General features: G+C 71.7%; 14 protein-coding genes and 1 pseudogene. 13 read left to right on the plus strand and 2 right to left on the minus strand.

Going from position 1 to position 15,656, the window contains the following annotated elements:
* The first annotated feature begins 175 nt into the window (after positions 1-175).
* The 6 genes from MFF54_RS17345 (at position 176) to pufC (ending at position 3,974) form a co-directional block, all read left to right on the plus strand.
* Positions 176-388: a hypothetical protein gene (locus tag MFF54_RS17345; RefSeq protein ID WP_238304066.1), complete on the plus strand. Its 213-nt coding sequence runs from the start codon at positions 176-178 to the stop codon at positions 386-388.
* Between the two features lie 145 nt (positions 389-533).
* Positions 534-791, plus strand: a complete 258-nt coding sequence (pufB, locus tag MFF54_RS17350) for a light-harvesting antenna LH1, beta subunit (protein ID WP_238304067.1) — start codon at positions 534-536, stop codon at positions 789-791.
* A gap of 11 nt (positions 792-802) precedes the next feature.
* A complete protein-coding gene (gene pufA / locus MFF54_RS17355; protein ID WP_066925235.1) occupies positions 803-985 on the plus strand; it encodes a light-harvesting antenna LH1, alpha subunit in 183 nt (60 codons plus the stop codon).
* Between the two features lie 88 nt (positions 986-1,073).
* Complete coding sequence (gene pufL, locus MFF54_RS17360) at positions 1,074-1,901, plus strand: photosynthetic reaction center subunit L (RefSeq protein ID WP_238304068.1); 828 nt, start codon at positions 1,074-1,076, stop codon at positions 1,899-1,901.
* A 13-nt stretch (positions 1,902-1,914) separates the two neighbouring features.
* A complete protein-coding gene (pufM, locus tag MFF54_RS17365; protein WP_238304069.1) occupies positions 1,915-2,904 on the plus strand; it encodes a photosynthetic reaction center subunit M in 990 nt (329 codons plus the stop codon).
* Positions 2,901-3,974, plus strand: coding sequence for a photosynthetic reaction center cytochrome PufC (pufC, locus tag MFF54_RS17370; RefSeq protein ID WP_238304070.1), 1,074 nt, complete (start codon positions 2,901-2,903; stop codon positions 3,972-3,974). The genes pufM and pufC overlap by 4 nt, the downstream gene beginning before the upstream one ends.
* A gap of 89 nt (positions 3,975-4,063) precedes the next feature.
* Here the strand turns inward: pufC and MFF54_RS17375 are convergent, their stop codons facing one another.
* The gene (locus MFF54_RS17375) at positions 4,064-4,510 is read right to left on the minus strand and encodes a YidB family protein (RefSeq protein ID WP_238304071.1); all 447 of its coding nucleotides are present in this window, start codon (positions 4,508-4,510) and stop codon (positions 4,064-4,066) included.
* A 288-nt stretch (positions 4,511-4,798) separates the two neighbouring features.
* Here MFF54_RS17375 and MFF54_RS17380 point away from each other — a divergent pair, with 288 nt between their 5' ends.
* From MFF54_RS17380 to MFF54_RS17400, 5 genes are all read left to right on the plus strand, one after another.
* Positions 4,799-7,108, plus strand: a complete 2,310-nt coding sequence (locus MFF54_RS17380) for a sensor histidine kinase (protein ID WP_238304072.1) — start codon at positions 4,799-4,801, stop codon at positions 7,106-7,108.
* A complete protein-coding gene (ntrX, locus tag MFF54_RS17385) occupies positions 7,105-8,469 on the plus strand; it encodes a nitrogen assimilation response regulator NtrX (RefSeq protein ID WP_238304073.1) in 1,365 nt (454 codons plus the stop codon). Before MFF54_RS17380 ends, ntrX begins: the two co-directional genes overlap by 4 nt.
* Positions 8,470-8,674: 205 nt before the next feature.
* Complete coding sequence (gene hfq / locus MFF54_RS17390; RefSeq protein ID WP_238304074.1) at positions 8,675-8,929, plus strand: RNA chaperone Hfq; 255 nt, start codon at positions 8,675-8,677, stop codon at positions 8,927-8,929.
* Between the two features lie 389 nt (positions 8,930-9,318).
* Complete coding sequence (gene hflX, locus MFF54_RS17395; RefSeq protein WP_238304075.1) at positions 9,319-10,725, plus strand: GTPase HflX; 1,407 nt, start codon at positions 9,319-9,321, stop codon at positions 10,723-10,725.
* A 6-nt stretch (positions 10,726-10,731) separates the two neighbouring features.
* Positions 10,732-11,982, plus strand: coding sequence for an adenylate/guanylate cyclase domain-containing protein (locus MFF54_RS17400; RefSeq protein WP_238304076.1), 1,251 nt, complete (start codon positions 10,732-10,734; stop codon positions 11,980-11,982).
* Between the two features lie 81 nt (positions 11,983-12,063).
* Here the strand turns inward: MFF54_RS17400 and MFF54_RS17405 are convergent, their stop codons facing one another.
* Positions 12,064-13,581: an OpgD/OpgG family glucan biosynthesis protein gene (locus tag MFF54_RS17405; RefSeq protein ID WP_238304077.1), complete on the minus strand. Its 1,518-nt coding sequence runs from the start codon at positions 13,579-13,581 to the stop codon at positions 12,064-12,066.
* A 238-nt stretch (positions 13,582-13,819) separates the two neighbouring features.
* Between MFF54_RS17405 and glmU the strand changes: the two genes are divergently transcribed.
* Together glmU and MFF54_RS17415 are read left to right on the plus strand one after the other, a co-directional pair.
* Positions 13,820-15,205, plus strand: a complete 1,386-nt coding sequence (gene glmU, locus MFF54_RS17410) for a bifunctional UDP-N-acetylglucosamine diphosphorylase/glucosamine-1-phosphate N-acetyltransferase GlmU (protein ID WP_238304078.1) — start codon at positions 13,820-13,822, stop codon at positions 15,203-15,205.
* Positions 15,206-15,454: 249 nt separating this feature from the next.
* Positions 15,455-15,656, plus strand: a pseudogene (locus tag MFF54_RS17415) (glutamine--fructose-6-phosphate transaminase (isomerizing)); the annotation flags it as partial.

Here is a 15,656-nt window from a genome sequence, read left to right on the forward strand (position 1 = left end):
ACGCCGCCGAGCGCATCGCCCGCCGTCGCGGCGCGGCGCGGGTCGCGGCAGCCCATGTCGAGGGCGCGCGCGCGGAGGCCCCCGCATGAGCGCCGCGCTCCCGCTTCCCGCGCTTCCCCTTCCCGCGCGCCCGGCCCCCGCGGCCCGGCGCATCCCCCCGCCGGAGACCCGCGCCATGCTGAGACCGATGCCCGACACGGCCCGCCTGCACCGGGAGGCCGTGCAGTTCCGCATCCTGCTCGGGCTGACCTACCCGCTCTTCCTGGCAGCGGCCCTGGTCCAGCGGCTGCGCGGTCCGACGCGGCCTGCGCTCGCGCCCCGCCGCACGGTGTTCGGCGAGGCCCGGGCGATGGCCGCCCAGGCCGTACCCTTCGCCTTCATGGGGTGACGCTCACCCCGAGAGTTCCGGGCCGCCCTAGCGGCCCCGCGACGCTTCCGTCCGGTGGATCCGGGGAAGGCCCGCCGGGATCGCCTCGGGTTCCGGCGGGGTCCGCCGCCCTCCAACGGGGCGGCCAACAACGGAGGTTCGACCGATGGCAAGCGGAACGCAGTCCGCAACGCAGAGCGGAACACATCTGGAAAGACCGAGCAGCCTGTCCGGGCTGACGGAAGCGGAGGCCAAGGAGTTCCACGCGATCTTCCTGACGAGCTTCATCGTCTTCACGGCGATCGCCGTGGTGGCCCATATCCTGGTCTGGCTGTGGCGGCCCTGGCTGCCCGGCCCGCAGGGCTACGCGTCCCTTGAGGGGGCGGGCGAGACCGTCCGCGCCCTCATCACACTCGTCGGCTGAGGGGGGAGACGATGCACAAGGTCTGGCTCCTGTTCGACCCGCGCCGCACCCTGGTGGCCCTGTTCACCTTCCTGTTCGTGCTGGCGCTCCTGATCCACTTCATCCTGCTCTCGACGGACCGGTTCAACTGGCTGGAGGGGCCCAAGCGCGCCGCCCAGGCGCAGAGCCTCGTCCTGCCGCAGATGCCGGCCTGACCGACCGGCCGCGGCGCCCCGGCGCCGCGGCCCACACGACCACCCCACGCGCACGGTCTGAAAAGCCCGTCCCGGGAGGAGACGCGCCATGGCGATGCTGAGCTTCGAGCGCAAATACAGGGTCCGGGGCGGCACGCTCTTGGGCGGCGACCTGTTCGACTTCTGGGTCGGCCCCTTCTACGTCGGCTTCTTCGGGGTCACGACGCTCTTCTTCTCGGTGCTCGGCACCGCGCTGATCCTCTACGGGGCGGCGATCGGGCCGACCTGGAACATCTGGCAGATCAACATCGCGCCGCCCGACCTGAAATACGGGCTGGCGCTGGCGCCCCTGAAGGAGGGCGGCCTCTGGCAGATCATCACGATCTGCGCGATCGGGGCCTTCGCGTCCTGGGCGCTGCGCGAGGTCGAGATCTGCCGCAAGCTCGGCATCGGCTACCACGTGCCCTTCGCCTTCTCGGTGGCGATCTTCGCCTACGTGGTGCTGGTGGTGGTGCGGCCCCTGCTGATGGGCGCCTGGGGCTACGGCTTCCCGTACGGCATCCTGAGCCATTTGGACTGGGTATCCAACACCGGATACCAGTATCTCCACTTCCACTACAATCCGGCGCACATGCTCGCGGTGACGTTCTTCTTCACCACGACCTTCGCGCTGGCGCTGCACGGCTCGCTGATCCTGTCGTCCACCAATCCGCCGAAGGACGACGACGTCGTCAAGACGCCCGAGCACGAGGACACCTTCTTCCGCGACACGATCGGCTACTCGATCGGCACGCTCGGCATCCACCGGCTCGGCCTGTTCCTGGCGCTCTCGGCCGGGTTCTGGAGCGCGGTCTGCATCGTGATCAGCGGCCCGTTCTGGACCCGCGGCTGGCCCGAATGGTGGGGCTGGTGGCTCAATCTTCCGGTCTGGCGCTGAAGGGGAGGGGGCCGTGGCCTACTACCAGAACATCTTCACCCAGGTTCAGGTGCGCCCGCGCGTGCCGGAGCACGGCATCCCGATCTCCGCCGACGCACGCGTGGGCAAGCCCTTCAACAGCTACCTGTTCGGGCTGATCGGCAACGGCCAGGTCGGGCCGATCTACGGCGGCTATCTCGGCGCGCTCTCGCTCGCCTGCGGGCTGATCGCCTTCGAGATCATCGGGCTCAACATGTGGGCTAGCGTGAACTGGGATCCGGTTCAGTTCGTGCGCCAGCTGCCCTGGCTGGCGCTTGAGCCGCCGCTCCCGAAGCACGGGCTCAAGGTGCTGCCGCCCTTGAACGAGGGCGGCTGGTGGCTGATCGCCGGCTTCTTCCTCACGGTCTCGATCCTGCTCTGGTGGCTCAGGCTCTACCGGCGGGCCCGGGCGCTCGGCCTCGGCACCCACGTGCCCTGGGCCTTCGCCAGCGCCATCTGGCTCTACCTCGTGCTCGGTTTCATCCGGCCGCTGATGATGGGCTCATGGTCGGAAGCGGTGCCCTTCGGCATCTTCCCCCACCTCGACTGGACCGCGGCCTTCTCGCTGCGCTACGGCAACCTCTTCTACAACCCCTTCCACATGCTCTCGATCGTCTTCCTGTACGGGTCGACGCTGCTCTTCGCGATGCACGGGGGCACGATCCTGGCCTGCTCGCGCTACGGCGCCGAGCGCGAGATCGACCAGATCGTCGATCGGGGCACCGCGACCGAGCGCGCCGCCCTGTTCTGGCGCTGGACCATGGGCTTCAACGCCACGATGGAATCGGTCCACCGCTGGGCCTGGTGGTTCGCGGTGCTCACCACGCTCACCGGCGGCATCGGCATCCTGCTCACCGGCACCGTGGTCGACAACTGGTATCTCTGGGCGGTCAAGCACGGGGTCGCGCCGGCCTACCCGGAGGTGTTCGGACCGATCCAAGACCCCCTCAAGCTTCCCCTCAAAGCCACGGGAGCCACGCCATGAAGACGATCGGCGTCATCGTCTCGGGCGTCGTGGCCCTCTTCCTCACGATCGCGCAGTTCGGCACGGCGGGCTGGACGCGCCCCCCCATGGTCAACCAGCAGCACGGCTTCCGCGGCACCGGCATGGACATCATCCAGACCCGGGCCGGGGCCGCGGAGATCAAGGCGGCCAACCTCGCCCCGACGCCGGCCGACCCGGTCGAGGCGGGCACCGACAAGGCCGGCGCGGTCTACGAGAACGTGAAGGTGCTCCAGGACCTGCCGGTCGAAGAGTTCAACCGCCTGATGGTCTCGATGACCGAGTGGGTCTCACCCCAACAGGGCTGCACCTACTGCCACAACACCGAGAACATGGCGGACGACAGCCTGTACCAGAAGCGGGTCGCCCGCCGGATGCTGCAGATGACCCAGCACATCAACACGGCCTGGAAGGAGAAGCATGTCGGCGAGGCGGGCGTGACCTGCTACACCTGCCACCGCGGCAACCGGGTGCCGGCCCAGATCTGGTTCGATGCCCCGAGCCCGACACGGGGCTTCATCGCCCGCAACAACGGCCAGAACCTCGCCACGCCTTCCACGGGGCTGGCCTCGCTGCCCTACACTTACCTGCAGGACTTCCTGGCCAAGCCCGAGGCGGACCAGGGCGCGATCCGGGTGAACGCCACGACGGCCCTGCCCGGGAGCCCCGGCAAGCCGATCCAGTCGGCCGAGCGCACCTTCGCGCTGATGATCCACATGTCGGAATCGCTCGGGGTGAACTGCACCTACTGCCACAACACCCGGGCGGTGGCCGAGTGGTCGCAGAGCACGCCGCAGCGGACGCTCGCCTGGCACGGCATCCGGATGGTGCGCGACCTCAACGCGGACTACCTGACGCCGCTGACGGGGGTATTCCCAGCCAACCGCCTCGGCCCCAAGGGCGACGCGCCGAAGCTCAACTGCGCCACCTGCCACAACGGCCAGAGCAAGCCGATGGGCGGCGCGCACGTGGTGGAGCCCTACCCCGAACTCGCCGTGGCGCCCGCGACGACGAGCGGCCCGCAGGGCGTGCCGGTGCCGGCTGCGCAGTAGCGCGGCCACCGACCGCCGCGCACCGTCCCTCCTCCGCAGAGGGGAGGGAGCGCGGCCGACCGTCGGGCCCTATTCCCGGCTCCTATCCGCTACTCCGCCGCGATCTTCGCGGCCCGGGTCGCCCCGGTCGTGTCCGGCCTGCCCGGCATCGCCTGCGTGCTGAACTGCGGCTGCGGGCGGAGCTCTCCGTCCGGGCTCTCGCGATCGACCGCGGCAGGGAGGAATTGGGCGAGCGCCACCGGCACCCGCTCGGGCCGCAGCCCCAGATCACGGGCGAAGGCCTCGGCGACCGCGGGCGATAGGAGCCGCGCGAAGGCCTCGGCCGGAACCGCGTCGTTCGCGCCCCGCCCGATCCAGGAATCCACGGCCCTGCCGTGACCACCCGCACGCAGCCCGTCCATCAGGGCCGGCAGGCCGCCGGGGAAGAACTTCGCCGCGGCCAGCGCCAAGCCGTCCGCCCCCTTTGCGTCGAGGGCCTGCTCCAGCCTCGCGCCGAGCCCACCGAAGATCGTCGTCACGCTGCCGAGCACGCCCATCCTCCGCCGTTGCGGCGCCGGGAAGCGGCACCGTGCGGTGACAAGGTCGGGCGCCCGGACCGGCCGGCAAGGGCGCATCACGTGCGCTGTCGTACACAGGGCCATGATCAGAGAGAAACGCGCGCCGCGCCGACCGTGCCCGCTTCCGGATCTGGCCGACCGCCTCTTCGCCTGCCGCCGCTCCCGAAGCCGTGAGCGGCGGCAGGCGGCGCCCGATTCGTATTAATTCTGCCACACTGTTGTGGCCCCGCATCGGGGATGCCGCGCACGCGAGACAGGACCCAGGAGATGCCCCCCGGCGACAGCGCCGAGGCGACGCGGCCGGACCCGCGCGGGCCCGGCTGGATCGGAGCGGTCGTCGTCGTCACGGCGCTCGTCTCGGCCACCGTCACCTTCCTGATCCTGGCGGGCGTCATCCAAGTCACCCCGACGCGCACGATCGGCGTGACGCTGCTCGCCATCAACGTCGCGCTGGTGCTGGGTCTGGCGGTGATCATCGCCTGGGAGGCGCGCGTCTTCCTGAAGGCGCGCCGGGCCAACGCCGCGGTGGCCCGCCTTCATACCCGCATCGTCGGCCTGTTCTCGCTGATCGCGATCCTGCCCACGATCCTGCTGGCGGTCGTGGCCTCGATCACGATCGACCGCGGCCTCTCGCTCGGCTTCACCGACCGGGTACGCGACGTGGTGCTGAAATCCGTGGAGGTGGCCGACGCCTACCAGGAGAACCAGTGCCAGAGCCTCGCCCGCGAGATCCGCATCCTCAACGACGATCTGACGCGGGCCCGGCCGAACTTCGACGTGAACCGCGACTGGTTCGAGAACTTCCTGACGACGCGCGCGACCAATCTCGGCCTGCCGGTCGCCCAGATCATGCGAGGCCCGACCGAGGTGGTGGCCCGCGCCAAGATCGACGTGCTGAAGGCCACGCGCCTGCCCTCGGCGGCGGCCTTCGAGGAGGCGGCAAAGTCGAACGATCCGATCTGCCTGCTGCCCACCGAGGGCCGGGTCTTCGCCGCGCTCCTGCGCATGCCGGCCTACGACGACGCCGTGCTGATGGTGCAGCGGGAGGTGAGCCAGCTCGCCATCGAGTTCCCGGGCGTCTCGCGGGCGGCGGCGGCCGAGTACCTCACCTACGATTCGCTCAGGCGCCAGATCCAGATCACCTTCGCGTCGATCTTCGTGCTGATCGCGCTGATCGCCCTGCTCTCGGCGGTGTGGTTCGGCATGAACTTCGCCAACCGCTTCGTCGCGCCGATCCGCCGGCTCATCAACGCCGCCGACCAAGTCGCGTCGGGCAATTTCTACGCCCAGGTCCCGGCCCGCAAATCCGACGGCGACCTCGCGCATCTGGGCGCCAGCTTCAACAAGATGACGCAGGAGCTGCGCCGCCAGCACGACGGGCTGACCGCGGCCAACGAACTGATCGACAGCCGCCGCCGCTTCACAGAGGCCGTTCTCTCGGGCGTCTCGCCGGGCGTGATCGGCATCGACGCGGGCGGCTTCGCCACCATCGCCAACCCGGCCGCCGAGCGGATGCTCGATCTCGCGGGCGAGGCGCTGGTCGGGCAGCGGCTGGCCCAGGCCGTGCCGGAACTCGCACCCGTCCTCGCCGAGGGCGAGAGCCGGCAGCGCGCCGTGCAGCAGCAGATCCAGCTGACCCGGGCGGGGCGCGAGCGCACCGTGACGGTGCGGGTGACGAGCGAGCAGGCCCACGGCACCGCCCGCGGCTACGTGGTGACGCTCGACGACATCACCGACCTCGTCTCGGCCCAGCGCACCTCCGCCTGGGCGGACGTGGCCCGCCGCATCGCCCACGAGATCAAGAACCCGCTGACGCCGATCCAGCTCTCGGCCGAGCGCATCCGGCGCAAATACGGCAAGGTCATCACCGCCGACCGCGAGGTCTTCGACCAGTGCACGGCCACGATCGTGCGCCAGGTCGACGAGATCAAGCGCATGGTCGACGAGTTCTCCTCCTTCGCCAGGATGCCCAAGCCCGCGATCGCCGAGAACGACCTCACCGAGATCGCCAAGCAGAACCTGTTCATGATGCGCGTGGCGCACCCCGAGATCGACTTCGCCTTCTCGACGCGGGACGGCGCCGAGCGCATCACCGCCGCCTTCGACATCCGGCTCCTGTCCCAGGCCATCACCAACATCCTGAAGAATGCCGTCGAGGCGGTGATCGAGGTGCCCGAGGCGATCCTCGGCAAGGGCCGGATCAGCCTCGACCTCGCGGTGGAGGAGGGCTTCGCCCTCATCAGCATCACGGATAACGGCAAGGGATTTCCCGCCGAGGGGCGCCAGCGCCTGCTCGAGCCCTACATGACGACCCGCGAAGGCGGGACGGGCCTCGGGCTCGCCATCGTCAGCAAGGTGCTGGAGGAGCACGGCGGGGGGATCGAACTCAACGACAACCCGACCGGCCGCGGCGGCCAGGTGCGCATGCGGGTGCCGCGCGCGCAAGCCACCGACGCGGCCGCGGGCCCGACGGCACAAGCGGGCGCCGGACCGGCTGCCACCGAGACAGAAACGTCCACGACAGTGGAGAAGGGCGCCGCGCGGACGGCCCCCCAGATCGCGGAGATCACCAGATGAGCGCCGATATCCTGATCGTGGACGACGAGGCCGACATCCGCGACCTCGTGGCGGGCATCCTCGACGACGAGGGCCATCGCTGCCGCACGGCCGGCGGCTCCGACGAGGCGCTGGCCGCCATCGAGGCGCGCCGCCCCCATCTCGTCTTCCTCGACATCTGGCTGCAGGGCTCCCGCCTCGACGGGCTGCAGGTGCTCGACCTGATCAAGGCCGGCCATCCCGACCTGCCGGTGGTGATGATCTCGGGCCACGGCAACATCGAGACCGCGGTCTCGGCGATCAAGGCGGGCGCCTACGACTTCATCGAGAAGCCGTTCAAGGCCGACCGGCTGATCCTCGTGGCCGAGCGGGCGCTGGAGGCCTCCCGCCTCAAGCGCGAGGTGCGCGACCTCAAGGCGCGCTCGGGCCACGCCAGCCGCATCGTCGGCGCCTCGGTGACGGCCAACCAGCTGCGCCAGACCATCGAGCGCGTGGCCCCCACCAACGCCCGGGTGATGATCACCGGCGCGCTGGGCTCCGGCAAGGAACTCGCCGCACGCTCGCTGCACCGGGCGTCGGCGCGGGCCAACGGCCCCTTCGTGCTCCTGAACGCCGCCGCGATCCTGCCCGAGACGATGGAGGCGGAGCTGTTCGGCGTCGAGGGCGAGGCGGGCCGGCGCGTCGGCGCGCTGGAGGAGGCGCACGGCGGCACGCTCTACCTCGACGAGGTGGCCGACATGCCGCGCGAGACGCAGAACCGCATCCTGCGCGTCCTCGTGGACCAGAATTTTCAAAGGGTCGGCGGGACCACCCGGGTGCACGTGGATGTCCGCATCATCTCGTCCTCCTCGAAGGATCTCGCGGAGGAGATAGCCGCCGGCCGCTTCCGCGAGGATCTGTTCCACCGCCTCTCGGTGGTGCCGATCCGGGTGCCGGCGCTCTCCGAGCGACGCGAGGACGTGCCCGAGCTGATCCAGTTCTTCATGGACAACATCTCGGCCCAGACCGGGCTCCCGAAGCGCCGCATCGCCGAGGACGCGATGGCGGTGCTGCAGTCGCACAACTGGCCGGGCAACATCCGCCAGCTCAAGAACAACGTCGAGCGGCTGATGATCCTGACCCAGGCCGACCCGGAGCAGGAGGTCACCTCCGAGATGCTGCCCTCAGAGATCGGCGCGCTCGTGCCGACCACGCCCGCGGGCTCGGGCGGCGAGAAGCTGATGAGCCTGGCGCTGCGCGAGGCCCGCGAGATCTTCGAGCGCGAGTATCTCGTCGCCCAGATCGCCCGCTTCTCCGGCAACATCTCGCGGACGGCCGAATTCATCGGCATGGAGCGCTCGGCTCTCCACCGGAAGTTGAAGTCGCTCGGCATCGGCCCCTGAGGCGTGTCCCGCCCTGTGGAAGTCCTGATGAGGGCGGCGCTTTCGTCACCGGGGGCCGCGGCCGCGCCCTTGCATCGGCCCGCCCTTTGCCGGTGTAATGTTTCCCGACATCGCCCAGGCGTCCCGGGACCCGCAGCCCCGGTGGGCACCTCGCAGACCGGATCAAGAAGCCAGCATAACAGCCAGGACAACAAAGGATAATAAAATGGCGGCCGAACGCGCACAGAACCTTCAGGACACCTTCCTCAACCACGTCCGCAAGAACAAGATTCCGTTGACCATCTTCCTCGTCAACGGCGTGAAGCTGCAGGGCGTGGTGACGTGGTTCGACAATTTCTGCGTCCTGCTGCGGCGCGACGGGCACTCGCAGCTCGTCTACAAGCACGCGATCTCGACGATCATGCCGGGCCACCCCGTGCAGCTCTTCGAGCCGGACGAGACCGCGGCCGAGAAGGCCTGAGGGGGCCCGCGCATCCTCTCCCCCGGCGGGGGGAGGGAGCGTGCGGCGAGCGGTCCGGTTCCGGAATCTCCGCCCCGCTGCCCCGCACGTCCGGAGCGAGAGCGGCGGGTGATCCGGCCCCAGGGCGCGAAGCGTCCTAATTCCTGCACCGTTGCCCAGGATTGAGCCGCTTCGCGGCAACGCCATCCTCGTCCCCGGATCGTCTCCCGCGCTCGTTCCGGGCGTCCGGGAAATCGGGCGGTGCCCCACGATGCGGGCGATGCCTCCTCGAGCCCCTCCCGAACGCATTTGCCTTCCGAACCGGCCGAGCGCCGACGATTTCCGTCCCCGGCCCGCTGCAAAGCGGGGGCGCCCATCCCAGATAGGGCGAGGGGGGCGACGGAGACCGAATGACGGACCTGATATCGAGCGGCGAGGCCCGGCTGCAGGCGATGGCCGCGCCCGAGGGCGAGATCGCCGCCGCGACCCACACCCTCGTGGTCGGCCCCTATCTGACGCGCCCCGTCGGCGGGGCTCCCGCCCCGACCCGCTCGACTCAGGCCCGGATCGAGGAGGCGACGGGGCTCGCCGCCGCGATCGAGCTCGACGTGGTCGAGGCGATCCCGGTGACGCTGCCGCGCATCCGGCCCTCGACCTATCTGGGCAAAGGTCGTGTCGAGGAGATCGCCGGCATCGTGCGCGCCCGCGAGATCGGCCTCGTGGTGATGGATTGCGCCCTCTCGCCGGTGCAGCAGCGCAACCTGGAAAAGGCCTGGGGCGCCAAGGTCATCGACCGCACTGGCCTGATCCTGGAGATCTTCGGACGCCGCGCCTCGACGCGGGAAGGCACCCTGCAGGTCGAGCACGCGCACTTGGCCTACCAGCGCTCGCGCCTCGTCCGGTCCTGGACCCACTTGGAGCGCCAGCGCGGCGGCTTCGGCTTCCTGGGCGGCCCCGGCGAGACCCAGATCGAGGCCGATCGGCGCATGATCCAGGAGCGCATGACCCGGATCGAGCGCGACCTCGACGCGGTCACCCGCACCCGCGGCCTGCACCGGCAGAGCCGGGCGCGCGTGCCCTACCCGATCGTGGCGCTCGTCGGCTACACGAACGCCGGCAAGTCGACGCTGTTCAACGCCCTCACCAAGGCGCAGGTGGTGGCGCAGGACATGCTGTTCGCCACCCTCGACCCGACCGCGCGCGCCACGAAGCTGCCGCACGGCGAGACCGTGATCCTCTCCGACACGGTGGGCTTCATCTCCGACCTGCCGACCTCGCTGATCGCCGCCTTCCGGGCGACGCTGGAGGACGTGATCGAGGCCGACATCCTGCTGCACGTGCGCGACGTCTCCCACGTCGACACAGAGGCGCAGGCCGAGGATGTCGGCGCGGTGCTCCGCGAGCTCGGCATCGAGGACGCGCAGGACCGGGTCATCGAGGTCTGGAACAAGGCCGACCTGCTCGATGCGGACGAGCGAACCCGCCTGCTGAACCTCAGCCAGAAGGGCAACGGGCCTCAGCGCAGCGACCGCGACAGCGCGGCGCCCGTGCTGGTCTCGGCCGTGACCGGGGAGGGGCTCCCCGCGCTCACCAGCCGGATCGAGGCCCGGATCGCACGCTCCCGATCGACCTTCGCGGTGGTGCTGCCGCCCGAGGACGGGGCCGCCCTCAACTGGCTCTACGAGAACGCCGAGGTGCTCGACCGGCGCATGGAGGAGGGGGGCACGCTCCACCTCGCCGTGCGGGTCGCGCCGGAGAAAGAGCCGCGCTTCCTCAACCGCTTCGGTGCGGCCCGCCGCCTCACCCGGGCCGAGTAGCGCGCCGTGAGCGACGCGCGGCAGCACGCCCGCGCCGCCCGGCGGCTGGTGCAGTCCGCCAACGGCGGCCGCCTCCTGGCCCTGCGGATCGTCATCGTGCTCGTGCTGCTGATGGCGGCGCAGGCCTATGACGGCTCGCTGCACCAGCTCAGCCACTGGGTCGTCCTGGCGCTCTACGCGGGGAGTTCCGTCTGGTTCGCGCTGGCCGAACGGGGCGGGGGCCGGCGCGCCGACACCTACGCCTGGGCCGGCACGCTGCTGAACGCGGGGCTCGCCGTCTACGTCATCGTCGAGCACCTGCTGGCGGGCGCCGATTCCGCGGGCGCGGCCGACGCGGTGAGCCGCCTGCCCGCCTTCCTGCTCCTGCTCCAGACGGCGCTCAGCGTGCGCGTCTGGCACACCGCGCTCTACGCGGGTGTCGTCGCGAGCGCCTGGGGCATCGCGCTCCTGATGGCGGCCACGCACCCGACCGGCATGCTCGGCCCCCATGTCGACCTCTCCGAGCAGGTGCCGGCGCTCCTCACCTTCACGGCGGCGAGCCTCGTGGTGATCGACGGGATCTCGCGCCTGCGCGGGGCGGTGGCCGAGGCCCTGCGGCTGGAGCACGAGCGCACCCTGCTCGCCCGCTTCGTACCCGAGGACGTGGCCGAGGACCTCGCCCGCGAGGGGGGCCTGGGCACCGTGCGGCGGCGCCACGCCTGCCTGATGATCCTCGACATCCGGGGCTTCTCGCGGCTGAGCGCCGAGCACGCGCCCGAGACCATGGTGGAGGCGCTGCTCGCCTTCCGGGCGCTCGCGCAGGGGCTGATCGCCGAGCACGGCGGCTTGGTCGACAAGTATGTGGGCGACGCGGTGCTGGCCCAGTTCGTGGTGGGCCCGCCAGAGGAGCAGGCCCGCGGGGCGCTTGCCTGCGCCCGCGCCGTCCGGGCACGCGTCGCGGCGCTCAACCGGGCGCGGGCGCTGGCCGGCCGCTTCCCCTTGCGCGTCGCGGTCGCGCTGCACGCGGGCGATCTCCTGGTCGGCGTCTTCGACGACGGGGTACGGGCCGAGTACACCGTCCTGGGCCCGGCCATGAACACGCTGGCGCGCCTGGAATCGCGCACCAAGGCCGCCGACCTCGACATCGCGGCCTCGGGCGACTTCCTGCGCCTGACGGGCCCGATCCTGCCCGACGGCGTCACCATCGCCCCCATCCAGGACGGCGGCAATCCGGCCCTGTTCGCGGTGGGCGAGGGGCGCCAGCGCGTGCCCGCCTGACGGCGGCCCGGGCGATCGCGCGCAAGTCCCCTTCCCCACAAAGCTCCCTTCCCCACGGAGGCGGAGGGAGATCGCGCACCGCTACGGCGTCCAGCGATAGAGCCAGGTCTCGCTCACCGGCCGGTCGCCGCGCTTGAGCACGAGGCGCAGCTCGCTCGCCCGCTCGCTGCCGGGATCGAGCTCGAAGGCGACGCGGGCGGTCTTGGCCGCCGGATCGGGCAGGAGCTGCTGCCGAGTGATCGTGCCGGGGGCGGCCGAGAGCGCGAGGTCGAGCCCGCCCGCGCCGAACAGCGCCTCCCCGGCGACATCGACCAGGAACAGGCGGCGCGGGCCCGCGCTGCCGCGCCCGCCGCGGCTCCCCGTGACCCGGGCGAGCGGCGGCGGCTCGGGCCGCTCCCAGCCCCAGTGCTGACGGTAGGCGACGCGCAGCTCACCGTCCTTCGCCAGCGTCTCCTTCGGGCGCCAGTAGGCCAGGACGTTCTCGTTGGCCTCCGAGTCGCTCGGGATCTCGAGGAGCACGACGCTGCCCCGGCCCCAGTCGCCCTGCGGCTCCAGCCAGAGGGAGGGGCGGCTCTCCCAGTGCTGCACGTCGTCCTCGTAGTCGCGGAACGCCCGCGCCCGCTGCATCAGGCCGAACCCCTTGGGGTTGTCGTCCACGAAGGCGGAGATCTGCAGGGCGTCCGGGTTGTGCACGGGGCGCCAGATCGCCTCGCCGGAGCCGTTGGCGATGGCGAGCCCGTCGGTGGCGTGCACGGCCGAGCGGGCGTCGTCCACGTTGCGCCGGTCGAGGGGGCCGAACAGGTAGCTCGCCTGGCAGCCGCCGAGACCGAGATGGTCGAGCGGTTGGCGCGCGAAGATCGCGGCCTCGACGTCGCAGAGCGTCGCGCGCGCCTCCGGGGCGATGCGGAAGCGGAGCGCCGCGACCGCCGATTCGGACTCGACCAGCGCGTGCAGCACCAGCGGCCCACCGGCCTCCGGCCGCTCGGCGTAGAGGGCGCGGAACAACGGGAACTCCTCGCCGCGGGCATCGGCCGGGCGCAGCGTCAGGGAGCGGGCGGTGACGCCGAGCCCCTGGCCCGGGGCGCAGAGCCGGAAGAACGAGGCGCCCTGGAACACGCCGATCTCCGCGAGGTCGCCGCCCGCGACCCGCGCGCGCAGGCGCAGGCCCGAATAACCGGCCTCCGGGGCCAGATCCGGCAGGGCGAGGCCCTCGGCCTGGAAGCGGGAGCGATCGTAGGGCAGGGGGCGGACCTGCCCCCCCTCCACCAGGAAAAGCTGGACCGGGTGGGCGAAGATCGAGCCCCGGGGCAGGGGTTCCAGGGTCCAGCCGGGATCCTCGCCCTCCCAGACCGCGCGGCCGGGCGCGGTCCGGATCGCCGCGTAGGCGTCGCGGCCGAGCTCGCGCAGGGCGGCCGGCAGGTCGTCGGTGCGCGGGGCGATGTAGGGACCGCGCGCCCGCTCCCGGGCATGGGCGACCAGGGCCTCGCGGTCGAAGGGCGCCCCGGGGCCGGGCAGCGGCGGCGGCTCGGCGGCCCGCGCCGGGCCGGCGCCGAGCGTCGCCCAGAGCACGGATTCAGCGGCGAGGCCCGCGGCCAGCACGGCGCGGCGGGTCGGGCGGGCGAGGGGAGGCGGGTCGGTCGGCAGGATCGGGCGCCTTGTTGGAGGGGAACGGGCGGTCTCGGCGTCCCACTAGCACGCGCCCCGCTGAACCGGCCCTTAAGGATGAGGCGGCGCAGCCCTCGCCTCTCCGGCGGCTATCCCCGCGCGCCGCCCTTGCGTGCGGATCGCGAAGCCGCCATCCGTCTCTCGATCCAGACAGAGCCTTGAGGACGAGCGGATGAGCGCGAGCGAGCAGACCCGGCGCAGCCTGACGGCGATCGTGCTGGCGGCCGGCAAGGGCACGCGGATGCGCTCCGACCTGCCGAAGGTCCTGCACCGGATCGCCGGACGATCCATGCTGGGCCACGTGCTGGCCGCCGCGCAGGAGGCCGGTGCCGACCGCATCGCGGTGGTGGCCGAGCCCGGCCGCGCCGACGTCGCCGCCGAGATCGAGCGGCAGGCACCGGGCGCCCGGGTCTTCGGCCAGGCCGAGCGCCTGGGCACCGCCCACGCGGTGCTCGCCGCCCGCGCGGCGCTGGAGGCGGGCGACGACGTGGTGGTGGCCTTCGGCGACACGCCGCTCATCACCGGCGCCACCCTCGCGCGGCTGCGCGCGCCGCTGGCCGAGGGCGCGGCCGTGGCGGTGCTGGCCTTCGAGAGCGACGATCCGACCGGCTACGGCCGGGTGCTCACCGAGAGCGGGCGGCCGGACGGCCGGGTGATCGCGATCCGCGAGCAGAAGGACGCGAGCGAGGCCGAGCGGGCGGTGCGCCTGTGCAATGCCGGTCTGATGGCGCTCGCGGGGGAGCACGCGCTCGGCCTCCTCACGCGCATCCGCAACGACAACGCGGCGGGCGAGTACTACCTGCCGGACGCGGTGGCGCTGGCGGTGGCCGACGGGCTCGACGTCGCGATGGTGCCGGTGGCGGAGGCAGAGGCGCAGGGCGTCAACGACCGGGTGCAACTCAGCGAGGCCGAGGCGGTGATCCAGGCGCGTCTGCGCCGCGCGGCGATGCTGGGCGGCGCGACCCTGATCGCGCCCGAAACCGTTTTCCTGAGCTACGACACTGTGTTGGGCCGGGACGTTGTGGTGGAGCCTCATGTCGTGTTCGACACGGGCGTCAGCGTTGCGGACGGGTGTGTGGTCCACGCCTTCGCGCACCTGAAGGACGTGCGGCTGGAGGCCTCCGTCAGCATCGGGCCCTTCGTGCGCCTGCGCGGCGGGGCGGTGCTCGAGGAAGGATCCGCGATCGGCAATTTCGTGGAGCTGAAGAACGCCCGCCTCGGCCCCGGCGCCAAGGCCGCCCACCTCACCTATCTGGGCGACGCCGCGATCGGCGCGCGCGCCAACATCGGCGCCGGCACCATCACCTGCAACTACGACGGCGTCTCCAAGCACCGCACCACGATCGGCGCGGGCGCCTTCATCGGCTCGAACTCGGCGCTCGTCGCCCCCGTCACGGTGGGGGCGGGCGCCTACGTGGCGTCCGGCTCCGTGATCACCGATGACGTGCCCGACGGCGCGCTCGCCGTCGCCCGCGGCCGGCAGGCGACGAAGACGGGCTGGGCCGAGGCGAAGCGCGCGGCACTGCTGGCAGCGAAGAATGCGGGGCAGAAACCGTAGATCTGCCAACGCCCTGCCTGAAGTCATTCAAGCTCTTGCTTAAGTCATGAGTACGGCGGTCGCGGGTCACTTTCCCTCCCCCTCAGCGGTGGAGGGAGGGCGTCGCGCGGGCGGGGCTGGCCCCAAGCTATCCCGATCCGGTACAAGCACGGCCGTGCAGCGGATACCGGGCCTTCAGGTCCGGCGGTCCCGATCCGGATCAGGCCGCGCCTCGCGCGCGGCGGCAACGTGTTTTTGAGGGCGCGCATCATGTGCGGCATCGTGGGTATCGTCGGGCGCGACGCGGTCGCCGACCAGATGGTCGAGGCCCTGCGTCGGCTTGAGTACCGCGGCTACGACTCGGCGGGTCTGGCCACGGTCTCGGAGGGGCGGCTGGACCGGCGGCGGGCCGAGGGCAAGCTCGTCAACCTGCAGGCCCGGCTCGTCGAGCGCCCGCTGCCCGGCGCCACCG

Source organism: Methylobacterium gregans (genome assembly GCF_022179245.1).
Classification (GTDB): Bacteria; Pseudomonadota; Alphaproteobacteria; order Rhizobiales; family Beijerinckiaceae; genus Methylobacterium; species Methylobacterium gregans.

Bases quoted from the DNA above. Each gene is read 5' to 3' on its own strand.
- MFF54_RS17345 (WP_238304066.1), top strand. From the start codon at position 176: ATGCTGAGACCGATGCCCGACACGGCCCGCCTGCACCGGGAGGCCGTG.
- pufB (WP_238304067.1), top strand. From the start codon at position 534: ATGGCAAGCGGAACGCAGTCCGCAACGCAGAGCGGAACACATCTGGAA.
- pufA (WP_066925235.1), top strand. From the start codon at position 803: ATGCACAAGGTCTGGCTCCTGTTCGACCCGCGCCGCACCCTGGTGGCC.
- pufL (WP_238304068.1), top strand. From the start codon at position 1,074: ATGGCGATGCTGAGCTTCGAGCGCAAATACAGGGTCCGGGGCGGCACG.
- pufC (WP_238304070.1), top strand. From the start codon at position 2,901: ATGAAGACGATCGGCGTCATCGTCTCGGGCGTCGTGGCCCTCTTCCTC.
- MFF54_RS17375 (WP_238304071.1), bottom strand. From the start codon at position 4,510: ATGGGCGTGCTCGGCAGCGTGACGACGATCTTCGGTGGGCTCGGCGCG.
- MFF54_RS17380 (WP_238304072.1), top strand. From the start codon at position 4,799: ATGCCCCCCGGCGACAGCGCCGAGGCGACGCGGCCGGACCCGCGCGGG.
- ntrX (WP_238304073.1), top strand. From the start codon at position 7,105: ATGAGCGCCGATATCCTGATCGTGGACGACGAGGCCGACATCCGCGAC.
- hfq (WP_238304074.1), top strand. From the start codon at position 8,675: ATGGCGGCCGAACGCGCACAGAACCTTCAGGACACCTTCCTCAACCAC.
- hflX (WP_238304075.1), top strand. From the start codon at position 9,319: ATGACGGACCTGATATCGAGCGGCGAGGCCCGGCTGCAGGCGATGGCC.
- glmU (WP_238304078.1), top strand. From the start codon at position 13,820: ATGAGCGCGAGCGAGCAGACCCGGCGCAGCCTGACGGCGATCGTGCTG.